The sequence below is a fragment of the Clostridium sp. E02 genome, from assembly GCF_003833015.1.
Classification (GTDB): domain Bacteria; phylum Bacillota; class Clostridia; order Lachnospirales; family Lachnospiraceae; genus Lacrimispora.
Genome location: NZ_RJLQ01000008.1, coordinates 129911 through 149124 on the forward strand (window position 1 = coordinate 129911; position 19214 = coordinate 149124).

General features: G+C 37.1%; 20 protein-coding genes and 1 pseudogene. 5 read left to right on the forward strand and 16 right to left on the reverse strand.

What is annotated here, in order from left to right:
* Window positions 1-49 precede the first annotated feature (49 nt).
* The 3 genes from EFT72_RS07805 to EFT72_RS07815 form a co-directional block, all read right to left on the reverse strand.
* Window positions 50-745, reverse strand: a complete 696-nt coding sequence (locus EFT72_RS07805; protein WP_124066350.1) for a FadR/GntR family transcriptional regulator — start codon at window positions 743-745, stop codon at window positions 50-52.
* 330 nt (window positions 746-1075) lie between these two features.
* Window positions 1076-2254, reverse strand: a complete 1179-nt coding sequence (locus EFT72_RS07810) for a hypothetical protein (RefSeq protein ID WP_164473114.1) — start codon at window positions 2252-2254, stop codon at window positions 1076-1078.
* A gap of 32 nt (window positions 2255-2286) precedes the next feature.
* Entirely contained in the window at window positions 2287-2493 is a 207-nt protein-coding gene (locus tag EFT72_RS07815) for a hypothetical protein (protein WP_124066352.1), read from the reverse strand.
* A 355-nt stretch (window positions 2494-2848) separates the two neighbouring features.
* On the opposite strand from EFT72_RS07815, the gene EFT72_RS07820 reads away from it, so the two are divergent.
* A complete protein-coding gene (locus EFT72_RS07820) occupies window positions 2849-3679 on the forward strand; it encodes an undecaprenyl-diphosphate phosphatase (RefSeq protein WP_124066353.1) in 831 nt (276 codons plus the stop codon).
* Window positions 3680-3737: 58 nt separating this feature from the next.
* Here EFT72_RS07820 and EFT72_RS07825 read toward each other — a convergent pair whose 3' ends face one another.
* Both EFT72_RS07825 and EFT72_RS07830 read right to left on the reverse strand, forming a co-directional pair.
* Window positions 3738-4208: an AAA family ATPase gene (locus EFT72_RS07825; RefSeq protein WP_124066354.1), complete on the reverse strand. Its 471-nt coding sequence runs from the start codon at window positions 4206-4208 to the stop codon at window positions 3738-3740.
* A 29-nt stretch (window positions 4209-4237) separates the two neighbouring features.
* On the reverse strand, window positions 4238-5158 hold the full coding sequence (locus tag EFT72_RS07830) for an NUDIX domain-containing protein (RefSeq protein WP_124066355.1): 921 nt from the start codon (window positions 5156-5158) through the stop codon (window positions 4238-4240).
* 331 nt (window positions 5159-5489) lie between these two features.
* On the opposite strand from EFT72_RS07830, the gene EFT72_RS07835 reads away from it, so the two are divergent.
* The 4 genes from EFT72_RS07835 to EFT72_RS07850 all read left to right on the forward strand — a co-directional run bounded on the left by EFT72_RS07835 (window position 5490) and on the right by EFT72_RS07850 (window position 7757).
* On the forward strand, window positions 5490-6029 hold the full coding sequence (locus EFT72_RS07835) for a ClbS/DfsB family four-helix bundle protein (protein ID WP_124066356.1): 540 nt from the start codon (window positions 5490-5492) through the stop codon (window positions 6027-6029).
* Window positions 6030-6181: 152 nt separating this feature from the next.
* On the forward strand, window positions 6182-6508 hold the full coding sequence (locus tag EFT72_RS07840) for a winged helix-turn-helix domain-containing protein (protein WP_124066357.1): 327 nt from the start codon (window positions 6182-6184) through the stop codon (window positions 6506-6508).
* Window positions 6509-6607: 99 nt separating this feature from the next.
* A complete protein-coding gene (locus tag EFT72_RS07845; protein ID WP_124066358.1) occupies window positions 6608-7162 on the forward strand; it encodes a flavodoxin family protein in 555 nt (184 codons plus the stop codon).
* Between the two features lie 25 nt (window positions 7163-7187).
* Window positions 7188-7757 (forward strand): NAD(P)H-dependent oxidoreductase, encoded by a 570-nt coding sequence (locus EFT72_RS07850; RefSeq protein WP_124066359.1) that lies wholly within the window; start codon window positions 7188-7190, stop codon window positions 7755-7757.
* A 289-nt stretch (window positions 7758-8046) separates the two neighbouring features.
* Here EFT72_RS07850 and EFT72_RS07855 read toward each other — a convergent pair whose 3' ends face one another.
* The 11 genes and pseudogenes from EFT72_RS07855 to pcrA form a co-directional block, all read right to left on the reverse strand.
* Window positions 8047-8502 carry a hypothetical protein gene (locus EFT72_RS07855; RefSeq protein ID WP_124066360.1) on the reverse strand — a complete coding sequence of 152 codons (456 nt, stop codon included), beginning with the start codon at window positions 8500-8502 and terminating at the stop codon, window positions 8047-8049.
* 533 nt (window positions 8503-9035) lie between these two features.
* Window positions 9036-9932, reverse strand: coding sequence for a metallophosphoesterase family protein (locus EFT72_RS07860; RefSeq protein ID WP_124066361.1), 897 nt, complete (start codon window positions 9930-9932; stop codon window positions 9036-9038).
* 129 nt (window positions 9933-10061) lie between these two features.
* A pseudogene (locus EFT72_RS07865) lies at window positions 10062-10397 on the reverse strand (helix-turn-helix transcriptional regulator); the annotation flags it as partial.
* A 107-nt stretch (window positions 10398-10504) separates the two neighbouring features.
* Complete coding sequence (locus EFT72_RS07870; protein ID WP_124066362.1) at window positions 10505-12037, reverse strand: kelch-like protein; 1533 nt, start codon at window positions 12035-12037, stop codon at window positions 10505-10507.
* Window positions 12038-12760: 723 nt separating this feature from the next.
* Window positions 12761-13438 (reverse strand): hypothetical protein, encoded by a 678-nt coding sequence (locus EFT72_RS07875; RefSeq protein WP_124066363.1) that lies wholly within the window; start codon window positions 13436-13438, stop codon window positions 12761-12763.
* A 1-nt stretch (window position 13439) separates the two neighbouring features.
* Window positions 13440-13766: a PadR family transcriptional regulator gene (locus EFT72_RS07880; protein WP_124066364.1), complete on the reverse strand. Its 327-nt coding sequence runs from the start codon at window positions 13764-13766 to the stop codon at window positions 13440-13442.
* A 520-nt stretch (window positions 13767-14286) separates the two neighbouring features.
* Complete coding sequence (locus EFT72_RS19470) at window positions 14287-14442, reverse strand: hypothetical protein (RefSeq protein ID WP_206426619.1); 156 nt, start codon at window positions 14440-14442, stop codon at window positions 14287-14289.
* A gap of 43 nt (window positions 14443-14485) precedes the next feature.
* Window positions 14486-14860: a hypothetical protein gene (locus tag EFT72_RS19900; protein ID WP_347561855.1), complete on the reverse strand. Its 375-nt coding sequence runs from the start codon at window positions 14858-14860 to the stop codon at window positions 14486-14488.
* Between the two features lie 156 nt (window positions 14861-15016).
* Window positions 15017-16375 carry a 23S rRNA (uracil(1939)-C(5))-methyltransferase RlmD gene (gene rlmD, locus EFT72_RS07895; protein WP_124066365.1) on the reverse strand — a complete coding sequence of 453 codons (1359 nt, stop codon included), beginning with the start codon at window positions 16373-16375 and terminating at the stop codon, window positions 15017-15019.
* Between the two features lie 109 nt (window positions 16376-16484).
* A complete protein-coding gene (locus EFT72_RS07900; RefSeq protein WP_124066366.1) occupies window positions 16485-16778 on the reverse strand; it encodes a DUF4366 domain-containing protein in 294 nt (97 codons plus the stop codon).
* 141 nt (window positions 16779-16919) lie between these two features.
* Window positions 16920-19211 (reverse strand): DNA helicase PcrA, encoded by a 2292-nt coding sequence (pcrA, locus tag EFT72_RS07905; RefSeq protein ID WP_124066367.1) that lies wholly within the window; start codon window positions 19209-19211, stop codon window positions 16920-16922.
* Window positions 19212-19214: the final 3 nt, after the last annotated feature.

The window sequence follows — 19214 nt, forward strand, 5'->3', positions numbered from 1 at the left end:
AAAACACAGGTAAGCATCGTATTTACGATCCTCTCCCTGTGTACCAATTTTATATCAATTTACTATACTTATTCGTATAATCTAAATGTTGACGCATGGCTTTTCGTGCAGCGACAGAATTGTGCTTTTCGATCGCCAGATAAATCTCTTTATGCTGTAACAAAAGAATCTCTTTGTTTTCCTGGTCTGCAATGATTAATTTCCTTGCATCTTTAATGAAATCATCTACCAGCAGTGAAACAGTTCTAAGAATATTAAATAGTAATACATTCTCGGAACACTCCGCAATCTTATAATGCAGCTCTTTGTCGATCATAGCATTCATTTTTTCATCCACACTATTCTCGAATCGTTCCATGATCTCTTTTAATTCTTTTAATTGTTCCTCGGTGATTCTCTTAGCGGCGAGACCGGAAGCCTCAACCTCCATGATTTTTCTTAGTTCCAGTATATCTTCCGGATTGGTTCCTTCTAACATATACATAATTGATAAGGGTTCGAATAAATTATCTTGAAAGCTTGATTTAATAAAATTCCCTTCCCCTTGTCTGCACTCGATTAATCCAATGACTTCCAATGCACGCAGTGCTTCTCTGATCGATGCTCTACTCACCTGTAATTGTTCAACTAAATCTCGTTCAGAAGGGAGCTTGTCCCCCTTTTTTAAGGCTCCATTATCAATCATTTCTTTGATTTGATCCATTACCTGTTCATAAACCTTCGTGTTTTTGATTGGGCTAAACATCTTACCCTCCTGCTTCTTATCGTGTTTCATACCACAATTGTTCATTGCTTTATCTTACATGTTGATTTATATATTATATATTTAAAACCATATTATCTCAACACCATTCATTAAAATCTTTAAAAGCATTCAAATCTGATAATTTTGAGCATATCACATGCAAACTGTTCTGCAAGTCCCAGATCTGCCTGCATGATCTGTTTTGTTCGATATCTTATTAATGCACAATGAATGCACTTTTCTAATGCTATATAATTACCGTGAATATCTGCTAAAACTGCTATATCGATATTAGTGCCTTCATAATCGTTTAAAATTTTTTCCTATTCTTTATCGTTCATTTGCCTTGGAGTTCAGCTTGTCTTTTACACTTTTATTATACTCGATAAAATCATACTTATCAAACATCTCTTTACTCCCGTTGTCGTTACCAATGTCTCTAAGCCAATGATCAAAATAATTTAATGTGATCTCTATGGTTGTTTCCATTGGCTTCTCTCCCTTTGAAAATAAGGGACTAAATAGGATCAAATCGGTAAAGCTATAATGATTATACCCATCCATAACAGCAAAACCAACGTCTGCTCTACTATGAGAGTATGCCTTCTTAATGTTTTCCAAAACCGAGCTAACAAAGATTCCCCGTTCCGATTTTTCGTCTTTCCTATAATCAAGCGTATTCTTTGCTGACAAATATAGAAATGGTTTATCAAATCCTTTTTCTACTATTGTTCCCCATAATCCACCATCATAGCTTAATCCTGCAATAATCGATTCATCAACAGCCATTAATTCTGCAATGGTTGCTCCACCATATGAATGCCCGAAAGCACCAATATGACTAAAGTCAATATTATCAAGTATCGCTGCATCAACAAGACCATCATTCTTCCTTAGTTCTTGCAATACAAAGCTTAAGTCTTCGGTACGAATTTTGATTTCTTCTTCATATAGTTCTAAGCCGTCTTTCCTCAGAGATAAATCTCGTTTCGCCACTGTACCATCTAAAAATTCCACATCATATGAAGTATAAGGGTGATCCACGCCCACAACCGTATATCCTTCACTTACTAATCGCTCAACAACTGCTACATTTTGATATCTCGTTGAGTTATTGCCCGGTGAGTATAAAATGAAAGGACTCGATTTTGACAGGTCCGCAACAATTCCTTTTTCATATATGTGGGTTTTGATTGGCTTAATATGATATAGCAAAATTTTTGGCAATCCCAATACACTGCTTATAGCGGAAGTAACCTCTTCCGGATATTCTTTCGATTCTCCAAGCGTTTCTTTCATTGGATACCATATCGTCACCATAACTTGTCTGTGATCCCCTGGTTCTGGTGTGTAGACCTCGAATCGGTTAAAATCTTTTAATTGCAAACGAACTTCACCAATTCCAAATGCACCTTTCATAACAGGTAGACTGATTCTCGGAAATAAATACACTTTTAAACTCGCAAGAATAACAACCACGAGTATTAGTAACCAAATTATTTTATTCATTCTATTACGATCCATCTCACTTTCATATAGTCCTATTTCTCATATGAATCAACTTCTTCTTTATCAATTTTTTCCCCTCGATTTATATAATCAAAAGTCAGTTTCATTACTTTTTTTATAGTTCCCCAATCATTTGTATACTTACCTGATGATATTATTTGATTGTGTTCATCAAAATACTTGCCTGTAACGCCTTTTAATAAAGGATCTGTTGCCAGATAGGTATATGTCTCAGCCATTTTTTGGGGTTCAATGGCTTTTTTACTCTTCAGACGATAAGCAAATCGCTATCTGTATGGCCGCTTCCCGCCCTATACCGGAATTACCACCAGTTATAAAACATATATCCTTCATACATTCACCTCATTAAGTCTATCATAGATTTAATAGACCATACCTTTATAGGATTACAAAATAAATATCATAATATTCTCTAACTAATAGAATTTCGCACATATTTTATGCTGCCAAATGATCCTTGCTATTGGTGATCATACCATATATAATTAACGCATATTGTATTTTAAATAAAATTTGATAATATAAAATCCGCCTCTAAAAAAGGGGACGTTGTTGTGAAGGAGAAATGAACGAATGGGATTTGATTTTATAGAAATTTTGAAGGTTGTTTTTCTTGGAATTGTTGAAGGTATTACCGAGTGGCTCCCCATTAGCAGTACCGGGCATATGCTTCTAGTGGATGAATTTATCACGCTTAATAGGAGCGACGCATTTAAGGAAATGTTTTTTGTTGTAATTCAACTTGGCGCTATCCTTGCTGTTGTCATCATATTTTGGGAGAAAATGTTTCCGTTCCAGTTTAAGGACCAAACACAGCCTATTATCAAAAAAGACACGTTTTCTCTTTGGTTTAAAGTCGTTTTTGCCTGTATACCTGGGGCAATTATAACTCTCCTATTTGACGATTATATTGATGCGCATTTGCACACCCCGATCGTAATCGCGGCCGCACTTATTTTTTATGGAATTGCTTTTATTGTCATTGAAATATGGAATAAAAAGCAATCACCAACCACTTTAAAACTAGAAAACATTACCTATCATACTGCCTTTTTAATCGGACTGTTTCAAGTCCTTTCCATTATTCCAGGTACCTCTCGTTCCGGCGCCACTATTTTAGGCGCATTGCTGATTGGTGTATCTAGAGTTGCGGCAGCGGAATTTACGTTTTTCCTTGCCGTTCCTGTTATGTTCGGTTTAAGTGCTATTAAAATATTGAAATTTGGAATTTTCTTTACAAATTCAGAACTGCTCACCTTACTAATCGGTATGGTTGTGGCTTTTGCAGTATCTGTGTTCGTGATAAAATTCCTTATGGGATATATTAAAAAACATGATTTTAAATTGTTTGGCTGGTATCGAATTGTATTAGGCATCGCTGTTTTGCTTGTGTTTGCAATGTAATTAAATCTAAAAAGCGTGGGGGCCAATATCAACTCTCACGTCTTCCTTCTCCTAATCCTCAATCCAGTATCTGTATGAAATCGATTTCTTGTTTCAAAGCATCAAAGTTATCATCTAAATCTTTTGCTCCATCAATTATTATCTGATGGCACGATAACAGCTGCTGCCAGTCATCATGCTTGGCCTTACTACGCATATCGATGCTTCGATACTCTCTTTTGTGAAGCCTATCTATTCTAATGTCTGTATCCGTAACTACCCGGATTACCAATGTAAATAGTGGTATTAATTCATCTCCCCAATCAACCAATGAACCAGAAATAACAACATTTTCAAATACTTTAATATCTTCTCTCATCAGGCGTAGGCGTTCATTTTTCTCTCTTTTAGTCGTAAATCTGGGATTCGTAGGCATCCAGAAATAATCATCGGTATCCATAAAACGATATCCAAGTTCATCGCATATCTTCTTTCCTATTGTTGAAGTTCCAGATCCAGATGCTCCATATAGATGAATAATTTGTTTCATAGTCTAAAATACCCTCCTAAGCTTTCACATCATATGAACTCTGCCAGCCTTTTCATTACCAGCGTTTCTCTTTCTACCCATGGAATATTATCATAATTCTCAACTGATTCATTACGCTCAATTGCCTCACCAAGTGTCATCCATCTTACCTGATAATCATATTCTTCCTCATAGTCATCTAGATTTCTATTCCCTGCAGCTTCGCTAACATCACAGTAAAAATAATGAGAATCCATAATCATCAAATCATCTGGATGCCCCTTTCTTTTTTCAAATACTACGGGGCCTTCCATAATCGAACTTACATCAACAACGTAACCAGTTTCCTCCTGCACCTCTCTTACAAGTGTCTGCTCAAATGTCTCACCAGCGTTCATTCCACCGCCTGGAAATTTATGATCTCCATACTTACTATATATCAATAAATATTTTCCATTTTTTTGTATGATCCCTCTAACTGCTGTCCTTTTAAATACACTTCCACCTTCAATATAATTATGTACGTCTATCACTAGTTCATTCTTCGTAATGAAAGACTGATCTATGTGTTCTAATTCAGAAAGTAACGCTGGTATGAGGGCTTTATAAGTCAGTTTGTCTGGTAACTGTTCAAATGTTTTTACTTCCTGCATCTCACTTTCAGGAATGTTACCTAACTTAAAAATTTCCGCGGTAAAAACCACGCCTCCATCTCCATGAATCAAATCCGCTTCCCCTGCCCAGTAATCGCAGAATGGAGCTATGGTATATTGAAGTGCTCCTGATTCTTCATACAATTCGCGTTTAGCGGCTTCAAGTGGAGACTCCCCTTCTTCAATGTGACCCCCCTGATTTTCCCATGTATCACGTTCCTTATGCTTGCTCAAGAGTATTTTTCCATTATATTTTGACAAGACAACTACATACTTGTACTTCTTTAATTCCCCTACATTAAAAGTTTTACATACCATAATTACTTTCCCCCTTTTCATTCACAATCTAGTATCAAAGCCGTTGATATCTAGTACTGGTGATTTAATATCACGTCAGAACCTAACTAAACTACATGTATGCGGTATATTCTAACATATGAATTTTTCATACGCAATAGGTCTATATGAATATAGTATCCTCTTTATTCCCCTTATACTGGGTCTCACCTAACAGTACAAACCTTGACATACAGTGTCCTGGTTAATATACTATAATAGTGACATGGGAGGAAGCTTGAGGACTCATGGCTAATTGGGTATCGCTCAATTTATAAATTGAATTATCAATAATTTCAGGAGGATAATAACAATGGGCAGAGCAACGACAAAGACAGATATGATAACAGCAGCAATTAGCAATTACGAGAAATTAAATATGCTTATTTCTGAATTGACAGAAAAAGAGTTGTCAACTTCATTTGATTTTACAGCAAATGATAAAAAGAAAGAGGCTCATTGGGGCAGGGACAAAAATCTTCGAGATATTCTAATTCATCTCTATGAATGGCACCAACTGTTGCTTAATTGGGTTCAATCAAATAGAGCTGGAGAAAACAAACCGTTTATTCCAGAACCCTATAACTGGAAAACTTACGGAGATATGAATGTTGAGTTCTGGAAAAAGCATCAAAACACATCATTAAACGATGCAAAGTATCTGTATGGAAAATCCCATGCCAAAGTTATGAAGTTAGCTGAAACATTTACAAATGAAGAGCTGTTTTCTAAAGGTGTTTATAAATGGGTTGGCGGAAGTACATTAGGCTCTTATTTCGTGAGTGCCACGGCAAGTCATTACGATTGGGCTATGAAAAAGCTAAAGGCACACAAAAAGTGTTGCCTCATCTAAATTTGCAGTGCTTTATTTTTAGTCTACTCCCTGCTATAATTGTAAATTTATATTTATATAGGAGGACGATAAAATATTCAAGTATGTAAATTATAAAATTACCATTGACAAGTGCATATATGTGCATATATAATATACAAAAGGGTGAGAACATGAATAATGAAGATTTACTACTAGATTGTACCAGACAAATTGAAGAAAGTATTGATTTTGACTTTTTCAAGGCACTATTTGACCCAGTTCGATGTGATATTATGAAATATCTGGCGATAAATGGCAGAAAGAATATAAAAGATATTTCCGAAAATTTCACACAGGATCGTTCTGTTATTTCCAGACACCTGGATTTGATGTACCGATATGGGATCGTTGATAAAATAAAAGAAAGCAGAAATATTTTTTATCAACTAAATGATAAATACATTCTCGAAAAATTTAAAATGACAACGGACAATTTAAAAAAAATAATACAGGTATAGTTTAAAAAGGCTTTCAGCCTTTTTAAAAATAGCAATTCATGCATTAATGTGCATTTATACATTACTGCTCGCCCCATTCAATTGAAAGGAATAAAAATCATGAATGTACTAGCAATACTAGCAAGCCCCAGAAAGCAAGGCAATACAGCAGTTATATTAGATAAGTATTTGGAAGGAGTAAAAAATCTGACTCCACCACCTCAAATTGAAACCATTTATCTTCAATCAAAAAATATACAGCATTGTAAAGGATGCAATGTCTGTCAGACAAGCCCTCAAAGTCCTTGTATCATCGACGATGATATAACAGAGATTCTTAAAAGTGTAGAAAAAGCAGATGTTTTAGTTTTTGCTACTCCTGTGTATGTTTTTAATATGACTGGTCAGCTAAAAACTTTTTTAGACCGGCTCCATGCAGTGAATTATGAAACGTTATCAAACACAAAAATTGTGTTACTCACCACTTATGGAGATATCAATGAAACCAGTGCAGGTGTTACGAATGTCGTCCACTCTTTGGAGATGCTTTCAAAGTATCTTGGGATGGAGCTAATACAAAATCTAAATGTAAGCACATATGAGAAAATGGTTACTAATAATGTACAGGCAAAAAAAACTGCCTATACATTAGGAACAGAGATTATAAAACAATGAAAACAATTATGGAAAGGGGATTCTCATGGTAACAATTATTTTCGCCCACCCGTGGCATGGAAGCTTCAATAAGGCAATACTGGATACGGTAACAACTGCTCTTGAAAAAAAGAGTAAAAAATATCATATCATTGATTTAAATAAAGATAATTTTAACCCTGTTATGTCGGAAGGGGAATTGGCTTTGTTTTCAAAAGGTCAGCATAAAGATCCTTTGGTCACAAAATATCAGGATACATTAACAAAATCCGATGAAGTTATTTTTCTATTTCCTTTGTGGTGGTTTGATACTCCTGCCATATTAAAAGGTTTTTTTGATAAAGTGATGTTGAAAAATTTCGCATATACGGAATCAAGTACCGGCTTAAAGGGGAAATTAACCCATATAAAATCTACAAAAGTGATAACAACCGGTCAGTCTCCCCGTTGGTATTTGAAATATTTTGCGGGAAACCTAATTCAGAAAACATTCATCAATGCTACTTTGAAAGGAATTGGTATGAAACATGCAAAATGGATTCACTGCGGAGATGTTTCCAAAGGTGCTCAGGCAAAACGAGAAAAATTCTTGCAAATGATTTCAAATGACATATAAATCTTTCATCCGCCGCCCTGTCAGGGCGGCGTAGGGCATCAATCTTTCCTTATTCGAGCGATAGGTAATTGAAAATCCAGTCTGTAAAACTTTCTCAATATATCCAAATTGCATGTGATCCTTTGTGTATTCCCATAATAATTTCCGATTGCTTGTTCCGTACTACAACTCCGCTTACCATCTGGGTGTGGGAAATTCGTTTCAAATACGTTCAAATCTTCTTCTGGCATTATATGAAGATCACTCGTATTACACAGTTTTTCAACAATCGTATCCAGATTTATATCAACTACATTTTTAAGTGCCGGATAATGCTCGCTTTCAGGCGAGCCAACAAAGTGTACCGGCAATGGTTCCCCAAGTTCCAGGTTGCCGGGTCAAATGATGCCGGTTCAAATAATGTTGGGTCATAGTCGGGATAGCCATTAAGAAGTGTTTTTCCGTACAGCTTATGCTTGACTTTCAACTCCGCCGCCTTTTGGTAGATATCGTTATTTTTGTCTGCATATTTGAGTAAAAAGGTAGAAAGGCATTTGGTCACTCCGATGTCTGCTCCCATGGCTTTCTTCCTGTCATAATGAAACCATGGCATATGAGCGAAATTATTGTTCGTGGGAATTCCTTGCATTCCTACCCAGCCATTTTCTAACAAATATGTACCAAAAGCAAGATATTTGATGATACCCCTTACCATCATGTCTTTTCTATTACTAACAGAATCACCTGCCGTATCCAAATTATCCAATGCAATGCATACCGTATAGGGGGATGAATTAGGATTCCAGTTATTGCATTCAATGTTATATCCAAAACCGCCATCCTCATTCTGGTAACTGGATAGTACCGAAAGGAAATCCTCACAGCTTCCGTTTTCAAAAAGATAGTTCCACTTCTTCCCTCCGCATTCGATTCAATTTCTACAAGACATGCTGATTCCTGCTTAAAAGTTTTGAACTATCTTTTTATTCCATTTTTAAAAGCTCCTTCTGGAATAACCGCTTTTACTGATTTCCTCTAAGCCTTCGTCTGGAATGATACCAATTCCTTGTCCAAGAATCCCTTGCGAAAACACTCCGTCATTCAATTTCGCTTAATGGAATTACTTTACCTGTAATCGGCATATAAACGCTTTTCCTGCTTCTGAATTTCTGTTTAATCAAGATCTGTTCCATTAGACTTTTTGTACATATTTAACAAAGGGAAACAAATCACTTTGCTGACTTGTTACATTTTTAAAGCATCATATTTCTGATGCTAAGAAAGTTGCTGTGACCATACCTATTTCCTTCTATCATATGTTTCAATGGGTTCCGGTCCTCTTACCACGGTACGGTGAACTCTAAGACCTCCCTCCTCATCTGCGGCTATTCTCCAGTCCACCAGCTGTATTTCTCCATTTATTATTTCTATTCCGGAGATTCCCCTGGTTCTGGTACAGCAGCCCGTATTAAAATATGGAAGCTCATCTGTTTTTGGAAATTTGGGTCTGTGCGTATGTCCGCAGATCAGCATGACTTTATGCCTATCGATCCATTCACCATAGATTCGTTCTATTTTATGACGTTTAAATAAATTACGGGCAGGACTTGTTGGATTGTCAAACCCCACAAGATGAAGATATCTCCAGAAATACCGAAGCAGCAGCATGGACAGAAACCAGAGTTGGTCATTCATAAAGTCACCCTGATGTCCATGCAGTACAAAAATCTTTTGACCCGTGTTCTTATAACGAAGCACCAGAGCCTCTTTTGGCCTTATTCCTTTGAATAAATCCACCGTCTTTTGATTATATTCGTCATAATATTGATAATAATTCGATTTTACGAAACGTTTAGATTTTAGATAGATATTATGATTACCATATAGTGATAGAAATCGTCCAGAATCATAAAACTTCTTCATTACTGTAAACACATCGGTATGGGCCAGACGTATGACACTGAATTTCTTATACTCCCACAATTCATCTCCATCTCCCACCTCTACATATACATAATTTTCTTTATAATAGTAGTTTAATGCATGTAAAAAGATGTTCTGGTTTCTGATAAATTCGTCCGAAACACTGTCATCACCACGGTGACAGTCGCTGAAGAATATATATTTAGAATTTTTATCAAAAGTTATGGTCTCGGCATGCTTAAATACTTTTGTCAGTCTTTTATTCGCATTCATTCTTAGCTCCATTTTTACTTTTTTTATTAGTATTTAACTTATTTAATATTTTATACCGTTCAAAATCGCAAAAATGGAAGAGACAAAACTGATTGTTCTATTAAATAGATTTTGCTAATAAAAATTTTTTAGCTCCTCATTTTTGTATTCATTGGCAAATAGCATTGCTGCATAAAAAGATAAATTTACATACTCAGTCTTAGAGCCATATTTATACATCAATTTTTCAAATTCCTTATCCCCTAGTTCAGTAATGATATAATTATGAGTCTCCCTCGTATTGTCAAATTGATCAACTTTTTTAATATATTGTTTTTCCTCTAATTGTAGAAGATTATAATAGAATGACCCCTTAGTGAAATTTATTATATATTTATAGTGTTTCTCTTTCATTAAGCCCAATAATTCGTATCCGTAAGAACCCGGGTATTGTTTTAATAAACCTAGAATCAGTAATGGTATCAAAAAAACATTTCCTTTCTTATAAAATCAGCAACTTTATCAAAAACGGAAAATTCCAGTTTCTGATTTGGCATTGCTGGTCAGAATGAACAAGCAGTTTTCAACTTCTTCTATGGTGTGTATTCTTCTACTGATGCTACTGGGCAAGGCATTTCGGAATCAATACCCCCTCCTATTATATAAACAGTGTCATGAAATAATATAGCCGAATAAGTACCATCACTAAGTTGATTCATACTTGCTTTCTTCGTCCAATCATATGTTTTTGGATTATATTCTTCTACCGATGATAGGGATACCACATCAGCATTTTCGTCTTCATTTACTCCCCCCATGACATAAAGTTTTCCATTTACTACAATTGCAGTATGATCAGTCCTTGCTTCCTTCATACTTGCCTTCTTTGTCCATTGATTTGTCTTTGGATCATATTCTTCTACTGTTTTTAATACACCTTCCTTACCATATCCGCCTAATACATATATCTTTTCGTCTAATACTACTGCGCTACTTTCATATCTAGGTTCTTTCATACTTGCTTTCTTTGTCCATTGATCTGTTTTGGGATTATATTCTTCCACTGTTGCTAAAGACTTGCTATCATTATTTAATCCACCCAATACATAAAACTTTCCATTTAATACTTCTATTGTAGCATAATAGCCTATTCCCTCTATATCTGACTTCCTACTTGATTTATTTGTCCACTTATCTGTTTGTGGGTCATATTCTTCTACAGATAACAAGCTTTTATCATCACCAGATTGTTCAAGTACATATATTTTTTGATTGCTTACGACTGCTGCAAGTGCCTCTCTTGATTTTTCCATACTTGCTTTCTTCGTCCATTGATTTGTTTTGGGATTATATTCTTCTACCGTAACTAATGAGCCTTTTTTATTCTCTCCACCAAATGTATAAATCCTTCCATTTAGTACAGAAGAAATAAAAGCGGATTTTGAATCATTCATACTTGCCTTTTTCGTCCATTGATTTGTTTTAAAATCATATTCTTCTACGGTTGATAAATATTGGTCATCTTTATTTATTCCTCCCATTGCATACATCTTTCCGGATAATACCTCACAAATCGGATTCATTCTTGGCTCATTCATACTTGCCTTTGTAGTCCATAAATTATGTTTTACATCACTGTCTACCGTTTTTGTATCTTTTTTTTCTTCAACATTTTGTGTAGATGCATTTTGCGTTATTTTGTTGTTTTCTTTACTAGTTGTTTTTGTGGAAGAATCGCTAGTAGTAATTACTTTCATCAAAACAAAATCATATAAACTACCCTCTTCTTTTTGAACGCCATACCAACCAATTGTCGCTGTATGATCATTCATATCGTCAAAAACCTGAAACACATAATATTCTTGTCCTTCGGCCTCATCAGTATGATCCATAGTAATTACTAGGTTCGGATCATTATCTTTAGAAATCCCTATGGTTTTTAGATAATCGCTAAGTAATACTGCCGCTTTATCCTCAGTTATTCCGGAATTTATCTGAATCTCTTGTTCGTCCGTAACACTTTCATTCTCAACAGTAACGTCAAGTACTGTTGTATCTTGGCTTTTCCCGCAGCCACTCATTATTAACGCTAGCAGTAGTACAAATAACAGACAGAAATTTTTCATTATTTATTATCACCTTCATCTTTCTCACATTGTTAATTACGATTATATTCCGTTTGCCCATTCCATCAAATCAACCGCTTCGTTGTAGCCCCTGACGAACTTTACACAATCTACAGTGTACTTCCATAAGTTCTTTTTCTAATTGTTACTATATAGGAAAAATTAGATTTTGTGACATATACTTTCCTCCATATAATAAACTTAGTTTCATATCAATTTTATCATACGCTTTTCCATTTTTCTACCAAAAGGATAAGAAAAAGACCAACCAGAAAATTCATCCCCAGTTGGTACCTTTTCCTACTCTTCTATTGAAAATTAGGGACTACCATATCCCACAGCTCAACTAACGCACCATGATCCTTGAATATTTGTCCTAATACGCCTATTTGATTTTCTAAACTTTTTCAGAGTAGGTTTACAAGCCAATCAAATTCTTTTTGCAGTGATAAACCGTAAGAAAATGATTTGTTGATGCCAGAAGTATGATTCATATAGCTTCTCCCTGCAAATTCTAATTTTTCAAACTAAGCACCATCATATTTCACTTATCCAAGTTTACCCCTAGGGTAAAATAAGTTTCCGTGGACTAAAAATCACTATTGAAAGCACACAACCATTTCTCTCCCAAAATCCCGAAAAGCCGCCTAGAATCAAGCTTTCTGCTCCAACACCACCACCGTCTCCACATGCGTGGTGGCGGTGATAATGATGTCGTTGGCATCATGCTAAAAGTGACAGCACCTTGTGCGCAATATAGAGTATAGCTACAACAGCTAGAGCGATAAAAATGTTTACGGTAAAAAGTGTAGCTCGTCCCAGCCACGCAATGAGCAGAAAGACTGCCATCAGTCCGCCCCCTACTAAAAAAGCCTTCAGCCGATCGTTCTGCTTTTTTTTACCAATCAGAAATACATTTTTCATAACAATATCTACAATGGCAATGGCTGCTACAACAATAATGTCGACGGATATGACGCTTCCAAGCGAAACAGAAATATTGTAGTTCAACTGCTTTCCAGCGATAGCATTGCGGATCAGAGGAATGGTTTCTTCAGCCATCACCATGTTTATAACACCTAGCAAGGACAGACACAAGCACACAAGATCAAAAAAATCAATCATTTTTTGCTTAATAGTTTTCGAAGGCAGACTAGCAATTACATTATCACAAAACGCTTTATAATCCTCTCCGATAACGGAGCTAATATTTTCTCCTCTTTGCTGTGCGGAAATCACCATTTCTGTTAAATCCTGACGAACAACCTCCTGATCGTATTCCGATATATTGCCGACACGTAGGTAACATATCATGTCGGTAAATGCCTCCCTATTTTCAGGGTTCACCTGTTCATCTAAAGAATTGTTAATCCGATTCAATTCTTTTGTTTTTTTGTTCATATTATTGTCCTCCATCTTGAAATAGTTTGTTTACTGCATTTTCAAGTTCAATCCAGCTGGAATAGAAACAGTCCATTTCTTCCCTTCCAGATTGTGAAAGGGAAAAGTATTTTCGCTTGGGACCGACCGGAGATTCACGATACTTTGCAATAACAATTCCATTTTTCTCCAATCGCAGCAAAAGCGGATAGATTGTCCCTTCTGAAATATTTGAAAATCCATATTCCTGCAGCTTTTCGGATATCTCATACCCATAAGTCTCTTTATGGCTGATTACTTTCAAAATACAGCCCTCCAGTGTTCCTTTTAGCATCTGTGAAGGAATCATTGTTTCACCACCTATCTTGCATTGCAATGTAGTCTTTCTATATTGTAATGCAAGATAGCGATGATGTCAATCGATATTTGTCGTTTAAGTTTGTTGCCGCACTCTGAATTGTTACCAGCGGCTGTCACATTTAATGACGACAATATAGTAATATCTCACCCACTAAAGCCTTCTAAACTCAAAAATATTTCTGATGAAAAAATGATAGAATGTTTTCATAAAGCTGAGGCCGTAGGAACATTTATCAAAGTTGGGGGGGTAGACCGTAATGCAAATTCAAAAAATCGTACTATACAGAAAAAATAATCAAAAACGTATTTTAAACCTAAACCTTGGACAACTCAACGTGGCAGTTCATGTAATATAGCTATGCTGCACGCCGGAGATTCTTTCCGCAATATGGGCAAATCAGCATTCCGCTCAGCGGATATCGGTTCTGGTATTTCTCAGTACCGTCAGCAGCAATATTCCGTTCAAGCATATTTTTGAATATCGCATTATATCCATAATTATAACAAATTCAGTTGGATTGAAACTTATATATATTTTTAAACTCAATCTCTGTTCCATCCAAAAACACTACCATCAGCGTTCCGTCCTCAAACACTTTGATATGGTCCAGTGTCTTCAACATGAAATCCGTTTCCAGCTTCTGTATTGGCTCCGCTCCAATCACAAGTTCAATGAACCTCTCTGCCCTATATCCTTTCAGCAGGTTTTCACTTTGCTATGAAATCCTCCCTGTTTTCCAGAATGGAATTCCAAGCCATCACATAGGCTTTCTCCAATGTAGTTTCCTCCACATGTCGGTTCCCACACCCCATTATGACCCTTACCTTGTAGCGCTCACTGCATTGCCATATTTTCCGGTCAACTCCTGTGCTGCTCCCGCCAGCCCTTTCTGGTAAACACCTTATTACAGCACCACACACAATTCTTGATGCAAAAGGATTTGTTTCTGGTCGGTGGGAATAAGAGTTTGTTCCATGCTCCTCCAGATATTCTTTTCTCCGCTGGACAAAAATACCGACACCCAATTCTTTCAGCTCTCTTGCAACTTTCAGAACGGTGACGGTATTTCTCGCAAATCTCAATATTGACTTTGTTATGATAAATTCGATTTCCCCTGCCTTCTAGACACGCTTTTTCTTTTTTTGGTATGCTAATGCCACTGACACTACGGCTTCAAAAAGGGTTGACAAATGGTTGACACTTTCAACCTATGCTAACGTACCAAACCACTTAAACCCTTATTTTATATGGGACAGCAACACAACTGTTTCAACGTTCGCCGTGGAAGGAAACATGTCCACGCAACACACCTTTTCCACCTGATACCCCCGTGCCTTAAGAACCACCAGATCCCTTGCCAGACTCGTTGGTTTACAGGAGACATAAACCAGATGCTCCACTCCATAATCTATGATCTTTGATAATGCCTTTGGGTGGATTCCATCTCTGGGAGGGTCAAGTATGATCAAATCCGGTTTATCTGTGATTCCATCTATAACCTTTAGCACATCCCCAGCAATGAATTCACAATTATTAAGACCATTGAGCTTTGCATTTTCCACTGCTGCAGCAACCGCTTCCTCTACAATCTCTACACCCACCACTTTTTTTGCAACCGGAGCTACAATTTGAGCAATCGTCCCGGTTCCACTGTATAAATCAAATACAACTTTATCCTTGGTTTCACCTACGTAATTTCTTACCGTATCATACAGAACCTCAGCTCCCAAAGAATTGGTCTGGAAGAACGAAAACGGGGAGATCTTAAACTTCAGTCCCAGCAATTCCTCATAAAAATAATCCTGTCCGTATAATACTTCTGTCCGGTCACTTTTTACCACATCCGCCAGACTGTCATTAAATGTATGAAGTATCCCAACAATCTTTCCATTTAAATCAAAAGCTAACATACGGTCTAAAAGAGGCTTCAAATCAAGGTCTTCCTGAGTCGTAGTCACTAGATCCACTAGTATCTCACCTGTTCTTGTTCCCCTGCGAATCAGAAGATGACGCAAATAACCTATATGCTGCATCTTTTTATAAAATCCAGTTCCCAGTTGCTCAAAATAGTCCTTCACTACGCTTAAGATATCGCAAAAATCCGAATTGACAATCTTACAATCCGTAGTCGTCACTACATCATAAAAACTGCCTCTCTTGTGCATACCAAGAGCCAGAGGACCGTCTTTGAATTCATCTCCAAAGGAAAATTCCATCTTATTCCGATATCCATCCTCCAAAGGACTTCCTTTGATTCCTTCAAAAATATAAGATTCAATGACTCCATCAAGAAGATCCTTAACCTGTTCCTCCTTGATTTTTAGCTGATCCTTATAAGGTATCGTCTGATAGGTGCAACCGCCGCATTTGCCAAAATGAGGGCATGGATCATTAGCTGTTTCCAGTTTGGAGGGCTCAAGAATTTCAAGAACCCTGCCTTCACATCTCCCCCCTCTTTTCTTATTAATCATCACACGTAACTTTTGTCCAGGAAGCGCATGTTTCACTGTAATATTACCTTCTAAAAGCTCAATGATCCCTTTATCCGGAAAATCAAACTTACCAATCGTACCTTCATATATCTCGCCCTTTTTCAATGGTTGTAACTCCTATTCTTTCTATTTTTAAATGAATGCCAAACAAACTTACATTCAGAGAAAAAGCGTGTCTCAAGTATGAGGCACGCTCCTTCTTTTAATGCCAGAATTATTCTTCCGATCCTACATCCGTATTGTCTTCTTCAAAGAATTCATCATCAAAATCATCGTCAAAATCGTCTTCGAAATCTTCCAGATAATCCGGTGTAAAGAAACGGTATACGGTATAGGCAATTCCTGCTACCGCTGCCACTGCTCCTATGATTGCCAGCATCCAAAGGATACAGTTTTTCTTTTTCTCATCCTGTTCTTTTTTATGAAGCAATTCATTCACTCTGCTTGAGTTCATAAGATCTTCCAGTTTGCTCATAGCTTCTTTGCTCATTGCATCAAATCGGTTCATTTCTCCACGTCCTTTCTGAGAGCTTTGCTTTTATTCCTAGCTGTTCGGCAAAGCTACCATCTCTTTGCCTGTAGGAGTTATTATACCATTATATTGCTGTTTTTACTATTATTTTGATAAAATTATAAAATTTATGTATCACTACTTACCAACTGGTTTTAATTTTGCAAAAGAAGCAAACATTTTTTTCACACCAGCCTTATCAAAATTGACCGTAACTTCAAAATCTCTACCCCCATCTTTGATTTCCAGTACTTGCCCTTCTCCAAACTTAACATGGTTCACCCGATCCCCTTTTTCAAAATCTAAAGAATCCGGTTTTTCTACTGTGAATGCTTTTCCAAAACCGGGCTTTTGCGTCGGCATTGCAGTTTTCGATGCATACGCATGGCTGCCTGGTCCAAAGCTGCTTACTCCCCCATGGTATCCTGCTGTCGTTCCTGTCTTATTCCATGGAAGACTATCATCATTTGATTCTGAACCTCTCTTGCCTGCTAATCTGGATTCCAACTTTACAGAATCCAAAAGATGACCGGGAATCTCCTCTACAAAACGGCTGACTTTAGAGTATCTGGTCTCCCCATTGATCATCCGCTGCCTTGCCGCCGTTAACAGAAGAAACTTCTGTGCCCTTGTAATGCCCACATAACATAAGCGGCGTTCCTCTTCCACCCCATCTTTATCATCTGAAGAAATCGCCATCATACTGGGGAATAACCCATCTTCCATACCCGTTAAATAAACCCTGGGAAATTCCAATCCTTTTGCACTGTGAAGTGTCATAAGCGTTACCCTGTTTTCCGACTCATCCATCCGATCGATATCTGCCACCAGAGCTACTTCCTCTAAAAATTCAGTCAAACTGGGATTCTCGTGATCCCCTTCAAAGCTGACCGCCTTATTCATCAACTCTTCAATATTCTCCAAACGGGTCTGATATTCAATCTCCCCTTCTGTTTCTAGATCTTTCTGATACCCTGTTTCATCAAGAATATCCTCGATCAGCTCATGAATGGTATAGGCTTCTTCCGATAAACGGTTACGAAAATCATGGATCATTTCTGTAAATGCAACAATCTTTAAAGCCGCTTTTCCAAGTCCAGGAACCGCTTGTGCACGGCAGAACGCATCATAGATTCCCATCCCATGTTCAGAAGCAAATGCCTGTACCCTTCCAAGACTTGTGGCGCCAATCCCACGCTTTGGAACATTAATGACTCTTAATGCTGACAGATCATCCATTCCATTTGCAATGGTTTTTAAATACGCAAGCACATCTTTAATTTCCTTCCTTTGATAGAAATTTACACCTCCTACCATTCGGTATGGAACATTTTGCTGCAAGCATTTTTCCTCTAAGAGACGAGACTGGGCATTGGTTCGGTAGAGTACCGCACAGTCCTGATAATCAGAAGAACTATTTAAAATATCACGAACTATCGCATCGGCTTCCTCCGAAGCATTATCAAACTGTTTAAACTGAACCAGTGACCCTTCTTCATTGGCAGTCCAAAGCGTTTTATCTTTTCTACCTCTATTATGCCGTATCACTTCATTTGCTGCATTTAAAATACTTTGACTGGATCTGTAATTTTGCTCTAGCTTTATGACCTTAGCTCCGTGATAAGCCTTTTCAAAGTTTAAAATATTCTCAACATTTGCCCCCCGGAATTTATAGATAGACTGATCATCATCCCCCACAACACAGAGGTTTTTCTCTTTACCAGCTAGAAGATTGACAAATTGAAACTGAGCGGTATTGGTATCCTGATATTCATCTACCATAATATAACGAAACCGCTCCTGATAATAATTTAAAATCTCCGGGTTATTTTGAAACAACACCACCGTTTTCATAATCAGATCATCAAAATCCAGTGCATTATTCTTTTTGAGCTGACTTTGATATTCCTTATAGATCTGGGCTACTTTTTTCTGTCTGAAATCTCCAGAGGCATTTAATTCAAACTCCTCAACAGATACCAGTTCATTCTTCGCAGTCGAAATAAATCCCAACATGGCCCTTTCCTTATAAACCTTGGTATCCAAATCAAGTCTTTTAAGGACATGACGCATTAACGTTTTTTGATCATCGGAATCATAGATCGTAAAATTGGTGCTATACCCCAGACTCTCTATATGCCTTCTTAAAATCCGTACACAAGAAGAATGAAATGTTGACACCCAGATACTCTCTGAACCAAACCCCACCAGCCGGTCAACACGCTCCCGCATCTCACCTGCCGCTTTATTGGTAAATGTAATCGCCATAATATTCCAAGGATTGATCCCTTTTTCTTCTATTAAATAAGCAATTCGGTGTGTCAGCACTCTGGTCTTTCCAGAACCCGCCCCAGCCAATACAAGAAGCGGTCCCTTCGTATGAAGTACCGCCTCCTTTTGCATCGAATTTAATGTATCATATATACTCATAAA